6 protein-coding genes, 1 tRNA gene and 1 pseudogene are annotated in these 6,292 nt (G+C 63.6%); 6 read left to right on the top strand and 2 right to left on the bottom strand.

Features of this window, described 5'->3' with window-relative positions:
- Positions 1–132: 132 nt before the first annotated feature.
- Positions 133–459: pseudogene (locus tag HUA74_RS05455) on the top strand (integrase core domain-containing protein); the annotation flags it as partial.
- A 218-nt stretch (positions 460–677) separates the two neighbouring features.
- Here HUA74_RS05455 and HUA74_RS46780 read toward each other — a convergent pair.
- Positions 678–1,205 carry a CAP domain-containing protein gene (locus tag HUA74_RS46780; RefSeq protein WP_371817199.1) on the bottom strand — a complete coding sequence of 176 codons (528 nt, stop codon included), beginning with the start codon at positions 1,203–1,205 and terminating at the stop codon, positions 678–680.
- Between HUA74_RS46780 and HUA74_RS45420 the strand changes: the two genes are divergently transcribed.
- Both HUA74_RS45420 and HUA74_RS46365 read left to right on the top strand, forming a co-directional pair.
- The gene (locus tag HUA74_RS45420; RefSeq protein WP_254624241.1) at positions 1,150–1,530 is read left to right on the top strand and encodes a hypothetical protein; all 381 of its coding nucleotides are present in this window, start codon (positions 1,150–1,152) and stop codon (positions 1,528–1,530) included. The genes HUA74_RS46780 and HUA74_RS45420 overlap by 56 nt on opposite strands.
- 13 nt (positions 1,531–1,543) lie before the next feature.
- On the top strand, positions 1,544–1,801 hold the full coding sequence (locus HUA74_RS46365; protein ID WP_174453636.1) for a tyrosine-type recombinase/integrase: 258 nt from the start codon (positions 1,544–1,546) through the stop codon (positions 1,799–1,801).
- A 40-nt stretch (positions 1,802–1,841) separates the two neighbouring features.
- Here HUA74_RS46365 and HUA74_RS05440 read toward each other — a convergent pair.
- A tRNA-Leu gene (locus tag HUA74_RS05440) sits at positions 1,842–1,927 on the bottom strand.
- A gap of 446 nt (positions 1,928–2,373) precedes the next feature.
- Here HUA74_RS05440 and HUA74_RS05435 point away from each other — a divergent pair.
- The 3 genes from HUA74_RS05435 to HUA74_RS05425 all read left to right on the top strand — a co-directional run bounded on the left by HUA74_RS05435 (position 2,374) and on the right by HUA74_RS05425 (position 6,292).
- The gene (locus tag HUA74_RS05435; protein ID WP_174453635.1) at positions 2,374–3,729 is read left to right on the top strand and encodes a hypothetical protein; all 1,356 of its coding nucleotides are present in this window, start codon (positions 2,374–2,376) and stop codon (positions 3,727–3,729) included.
- Entirely contained in the window at positions 3,729–4,079 is a 351-nt protein-coding gene (locus tag HUA74_RS05430; RefSeq protein ID WP_174453634.1) for a DUF2019 domain-containing protein, read from the top strand. The genes HUA74_RS05435 and HUA74_RS05430 overlap by 1 nt, the downstream gene beginning before the upstream one ends.
- Positions 4,080–4,534: 455 nt before the next feature.
- On the top strand, positions 4,535–6,292 hold the full coding sequence (locus HUA74_RS05425; RefSeq protein WP_141642384.1) for a B12-binding domain-containing radical SAM protein: 1,758 nt from the start codon (positions 4,535–4,537) through the stop codon (positions 6,290–6,292).

Here is a 6,292-nt window from a genome sequence, read left to right as displayed (position 1 = left end):
ATCGTCCACGGCGGGAACTCCTCGGCTCCCCTGCCAGGGGGAGACCGTCTCGGTTGGTTTCACCGAGGAGCTTCCCTCTTTCACGCTCATCCCTGCTCGCCGACTACACACTTATAGGGACACGACCGGCACATGCGCAGTGACAACGGGCCGGAGTTCGTCGCCTCGGCCATCCTGCGGTGGGCCGCGGAGGCGCGCATCGAGCTGGCGCACATCGCGCCGGGCAAGCCCTGGCAGAACGGCACCGACGAGAGTTTCAACGGACGCTTTCGCGACGAGTGCCTCAGCATGGAATGGTTTCGTTCCAGGGTAGAGGCGAAGGTTGTCATCGAGGCGTGGAGGCAGCACTACAACCTGGTCCGGCCACACTCGAGCCTCGGCTACCTCACGCCTCTGGAATTTCGACGGCAGTGCGAAGCAGTGGTACCCAACCCATCCCGGCCGGCACCTCTCTCGTAATCAGTGGTCCGAAGGATCCAGGCAGGTCAAGACGCTCGGGAAGCGGTGCCCGTCTTCGTTGCTACCCATCCAGCGCCTTTCCCTCCTGGAATCCGCGAGCGCAGGTGGCGGGCTCTTCCCTATCGGCGTGGTGCACGGGAAGACCCCGGTCGACCTCCTGCTGCCGCTCGTGATACCGGGGTGCAAGGTTGGCAGAAACGTCGTTCCCCACAAACGCCTCAGTATGCCTTTGCGCCAACCATATTCCCACCGGGACCATAATTACACACCATGATATGCGACACCGCCAAGGGCTGACTGGCACTGGAGCAGCTCGCGACTGCACAGCCAATGGCCGTTGTTTTGCGCCAGACCAACTGCGTGTAGTGGCCATAAGCAGCATCGAACACAAAAGGATTGATGCTGCTCTGCGGAAAAAACCTGCGCTCGTTCCCCCAACCATTGACTGCCTGAGACACAAGCGCAGTAGTAGCTTTGCTATTCGGGTCGCTGGATGCACTCATATACAAATTCTGCCCTACATAACTCAAGAAGCCAGGGGTGACTCGGCACGTGTCATGCGCGAACTTACATTGCGAAGCCCAGCCCCGAGCAGCCTGAGCCAGTTCGTCGGACCAGACAACCTTCGGCAACGGAGGCTTCGCATCAACCACCGACGCACGAACTCGATTGTGCGCCTCAACCCACTCCTTGGCCCACTCGCTCGCTATAAGTGCTTTTATCGACTTACTCGAATCGGGCTTCAAGCAAATAGACGGCGTCGTCGATCCACAAACAGTTTCCCGCCCTTCAAAAACACACGCTGCGGCTGCCCAAGCAATGCCCGGCAAGCCAGAGAACAGCAGAACAACGAGGGCACGATTGCAAGAGTTCATAAGCAAGACTCCTTCAAAACAAGAAGTACTCGAAACCTTACACCTGTTCCCTGAATTTGTCTCCCCGTGTGAGTATACTCCTGATTTTCGTCGCATCAGCCAGCCTGAAGCCAAGAGCATGCGGAACAGACATCGACAGGGGCAACTCGCCGACGAAATCGAGGTGGCGGTGAGCGTCAAGGTAGATATCACGTGAGAGGGCTCAGCCGATGCGCTCCACCTCCTGCACGCTCAGGGTGAGGTTCGGAGAGGGGCCGAGACGGACTATCGGATGGCATGTCTTGCGACACACCTTCGCCAGTCATCTGGTCATGAGGGGAGTGCCGCTCAAAGCCGTGCAAGAACTCTTGGGACACGCGTCCATTGAGATGACGATGCGATACGCGCACCTGAGTCCAGACGTGAAGAAGGATGCGGTTCGCGTGCTGGAGCAGCGTCCGAGGGGCACATTGGGGGCACCTGGCTAGAATCGGAAGAATTTCCTCAACGACTCTCGCCAGTTAGAAGTGCACGAGCCGGGAATCGAACCCGGACGGCCCTTTCGGGCCAGCGGATTTTAAGTCCGCTGCGTCTGCCAGTTCCGCCACTCGTGCCCAGTCGTTTCCGGCCCTTACTGGCCCTGCCTGGACCTCGTCAGCAGGGAAATAGTAGGAACCAAAGCGCGTCCTACGATGCCCCTACCCATCCCTCCGCTGCGACCCCCACACTCTCTACCCTACACGCAACCGACTCCAAAGCGTACCAGTGTCACGAAGGGCACGCCCCTCCCAGCGCAGGGGGAGAGTCGTCCGCAACTCGGCCCCTCTTGCGCCTACTGGTGGGGGGCGTGTCCCTATCAATGTGTAGATGGCGAGGAGGGACGAGCGAGCCGCGCTCGGTCACGCTCCGCGGCGTGAAGTCCCGGAGCACTCCGTCGGCCCCACGCTCGACCTGGCGCCCGATTCGGCCGGGTACACCTATCAGCTCTATCTGATATTGCCTGGCCCTGCACCGCAGATGTGCTCCCGAGTAAAAGCGGCCAGTGCCAGGAGGGCTCCGCATGTCGCCGCGATGGTTGATTCCGCTACTGCTCGTGATGCTGGCCCGATGCAGTGGCACCACGAAGTCCGTGCGCCTGCACACGGACCTGGGCAAGCCCATCGTCCTCACCCCACGCAGCGGCGATGCCTCACCGGTGGAGCTGGACGAAGACGACTTCGTTGAAGCCGTAGAAGCGCTCGCCCGGAGCGTGCGGCCGTCCACTCGTCCCCAGGAAGTGGCCCGGCGGTTGTTCGAGGTGGGTTCGCGCAGTGGCTCGTACCTGTACGAGCCACACGGCCACCGCGTCATCCCGCTGGGCCCGGGCGAACACCTGGAGGGTGAACAATCCGCGACAGAGGTGGAGCTGACGCGCACATACCTGCGCTGGTGCGAGCGCGCGAACAAGCCCGGCGATTGCCTGCGCCTCCTGGTGGAGAACCCCACGGTCACCGGGGATGGCCGTTACGCCCTGGCCATGGCCTTGGCACAGGGCGTCGTATTGAACGAGATGATGGATGCATTCAAGGACATGGCCGATCCCCAGGCCATGATGTCGGCGGTTCTCTGGACGTGGACCACGTACTGCATCTTGCTCGCGGTGCCCGAGCCTTTCTCGAAGGGCGTGGCCGCCGTGATGACCGCCACCCTCATTGCCTACGTGGGGGTCGATACGTTCTGGACCCTCATCGTGGGCTTCAAGCGACTGGTGGAGGAGGCGGAGCGAGCCACCACGTTTGACGAACTCCGCGAGGCGGGCGAGCGCTACGGCCGGGTCATGGGCCGCAACGCGGCGCGTGCGTTCGCCATGTTGGCCGTGGCCGCCATTGGAAACACGGCGGCGGGGCTGGGGTCGAAGGTGCCAAGGCTTCCCGGCGCCGCGCAGGCGGCGGTGCAGGCTGAAGCGCAGGTGGGCCTCAGGCTCGCGGCGGTCGCGGACGTCGGAGCGGTGACCGTGAGCGCCGAGACCGTCACCATCGCCCTCGCACCCGGTGCCGTGGCCATGGCGGCCAGCGGCACGGGCGGCGGCGCCTCCGCCAAGGCGCGGCCCATGGGCTACAGGGCCTGGGGCTCGTTCAGTGGCTTCAAGAAGGCCATGGGGCCGGCGGGCAAGAACAAGGAGTGGCACCACATCGTCGAGCAGACCCCGGGCAACGTGACGCGCTTCGGCCCCCAGTCCCTCCACAACACCGAGAACGTCATCCCGCTGGACAAGAGCCTGCACACCAAGGTCAGTTCCCTCTACTCGTCGATCCGCTACGACATTACTCAGTCGCTCACGCAGACCGTACGGCAGTGGATGAGTACACAGTCCTATGAGGCCCAACGCGAGTTCGGGCTGTTGGCCATTGAGAACGTGAAGCTGAGGGTCTGGTGATGAATTTGGAAGAACTGGTCGAGCAGTTCGCTCGGAATGTCGCGGCCCAGACTGATGCCATTCATCGAGGAGATTCCAAGACGGGGAACAAGCACGCCAAGCAGTACACCGCCGCGCTTCAGGCGCTACGCGAGCAGGGGGATACTGGGCGAGACGCCCTCGCCGTGCTGATGAAGCATCCGCGTACGGACGTTCGAGCCATGGCGGCTGCGTTTCTGCTCCGCTACAGGACGGCGGAAGCCAAGGCGGTATTGGAAGCGGCAGCGAACGAGGGAGGGATTGCCGCCATCGGAGCGATCATGACTCTGCGACGTTGGAAGGACGGCACCTGGGCGCTCGATCCGGAGTAGATGTGGAGCCGGCACGGATGAGCCCCGTGCAAAGCCATCCCAATCCATACGCCCCCTCGCGCAATCACTGCACCCCGGATACTGACGCGTCAGCCAGATGTTTTGACGTGTCAAAGCCAGCGCCTGACACGTCAAGGCACGTCGACCCGGCAGGTCGGACAGGGGCGGGCGGCGCCGCGGCCATCCACCGCTCCCCGGCCCGCACTCCCGATGGACCCCGCATCCCACCTGTGAGCGCTCGGACACTCCTGCCCTCCCCGCACACGCCACGTCCTCCTCACAACTCACGCGCGCCGCCTCGCTCTCAGATTCAGCGAGAATTCCGGAATTCACTGTCCTGAAGGAAGCGCACGTCCCAGACCCGGGGACGAACGACTTTCACCGGTCACCCGTCCATTCTCGGCGGCGTTCAAAGACAGGCTTCATCGCAGCTCCACCCCCGGAGAACGCTGCTCATGAGCACGTCGTCCAGTACGCTACGAGCAGACCTCTTTCTCCTGCACGCGCCCAGCGTGTATGACTTTCGTGAGCGCGACGACCTGCTGTTCGCCTATCTCAGCGACTCGGACAGCGTCAACGTCACGTCCATCTACGAGATGTACCCCATCGGGTTCTTCTCCATGCAGGAGCACCTGCGCAAGCACGACCTGTCGGTGAAGATCGTCAACGTCGCGGCGCTCATGCTCAAGCACCCCGAGCTCGACGTGGACCAGTTGCTCGGGCGGCTCGAGGCCCCGGTCTTCGGGTTGGACCTGCACTGGATGGCGCAGTGCCACGGCACCATCGAGCTGGCCAAGCGCATCAAGCTCGTCCACCCCGACGCGGTCATCATCTGCGGTGGCATCTCCGCGACGTTCTACGCGGAGCAGCTCATCCAGTATCCGGAGATCGACATCGTCGTGCAGGGCTACGACACGCTGGAACCCGTCCGACGCCTGGTGGAGACCATCAAGTCCGGCGAGCGGCGCCTCGTGGACATCCCCAACCTCCTCTACAAGCGCCGCACCCAGCAGGTGGAACGCACCGGCTTCAGCCACAAGCCCGCGACGAACTACAACGACGCCACGGTCGACTGGTCCTACTACCGCGACGCCGTGGACGACGTCGCGACCACCAAGCTCATCATGACGCTGCCCAACACCGGCTGCGCCTATGACTGTCCCTGGTGCGGCGGCTCGCGGTCCGCCTATCGCAACATCATGGGCGTCAAGAAGACGCTCATCTCCAAGGACCACTCGCGCATCGTCGACGAGCTGAAGTCCATGGGCCCCGCAGCGGCGACCACGGGCATCTACGCGCTCCAGTGCTACTCGGAGACGCGTCCGCGATTCCACGAGTACCTCGACGCCGTGAAGCAGAGCGGCTACCGCCAGCTCTTCGTCGAGCAGTTCCACCTCACCCCGGACGAGACGCTGAAGAAGATGGGGGAGTCGAGCCAGTCGTACATCATGCTGTCCCCCGAGTCGCATGACCCGGTCATCAGCAAGCTCGCCGGGCGCGGCACGTACACCATGGAGCAGATGGAGGCGTGGATTCCTCGCGCCCTCGACGCGGGCATCGCCGGCGTCATGATCTGGTTCTTCATCGGCATGCCCCAGCAGACGCCGCAGTCCATCTTCGACACGGTGGACTACAGCATCCGGCTGATGGAGAAGTTCCAGGGCCAGCGCGTCCTGCCGCTTTTGTGCCCCATGGTCCCCTTCCTCGACCCGGGCTCGCGCTTCTTCGTCGAGCCCGAGCAGCACGGCTACCGAATCTTCCACCGCACCCTGGAAGAGCACCGTCAGGCCATGGTGGAGCCGCTCTGGCACCGGCGCCTCAACTACGAGACGCGCTGGCTGTCCCGCAAGCAGCTCCAGGACACGACGTACAGCGCCGTCGCCGCGCTCGTTCGCGCCAAGGGCCAGGCGGGAGTCCTCCCTCGCGCCATCAGCCAGAGCATCCTCACCGCCATCTCCGACACCCAGGAGCTGCTCGCGGACATGGAGCGCGCCATCACCCTGGATGGCGCCCTGCCCTCGTCCCTGCGCGACGTCATCCGCTCCTACAACCGCCGCGTCCTCTCCTACTCCAGCGATCAAATCATCCCCATCCAGCGCCCCTTCGGAGGCCGCTGGTTCGACGACTTCACCGTCCCCCCGGAGCTGCTCGCCCAGGTCATGTCACCGCGTCCACGGGCTCCCGTGCCCGCGCTCACGGGAAGCGGAGGCTGA

It is taken from the genome of Myxococcus sp. CA051A, assembly GCF_013336705.1.
In the GTDB taxonomy this organism is placed as follows: domain Bacteria; phylum Myxococcota; class Myxococcia; order Myxococcales; family Myxococcaceae; genus Myxococcus; species Myxococcus llanfairpwllgwyngyllgogerychwyrndrobwllllantysiliogogogochensis.
Note: the sequence above shows the minus strand (reverse complement) of the source record. Positions and strands in the feature narration are given on the sequence as shown.

Bases quoted from the DNA above. Each gene is read 5' to 3' on its own strand.
- HUA74_RS46365 (WP_174453636.1), top strand. From the start codon at position 1,544: ATGCGCTCCACCTCCTGCACGCTCAGGGTGAGGTTCGGAGAGGGGCCG.
- HUA74_RS05435 (WP_174453635.1), top strand. From the start codon at position 2,374: ATGTCGCCGCGATGGTTGATTCCGCTACTGCTCGTGATGCTGGCCCGA.
- HUA74_RS05430 (WP_174453634.1), top strand. From the start codon at position 3,729: ATGAATTTGGAAGAACTGGTCGAGCAGTTCGCTCGGAATGTCGCGGCC.
- HUA74_RS05425 (WP_141642384.1), top strand. From the start codon at position 4,535: ATGAGCACGTCGTCCAGTACGCTACGAGCAGACCTCTTTCTCCTGCAC.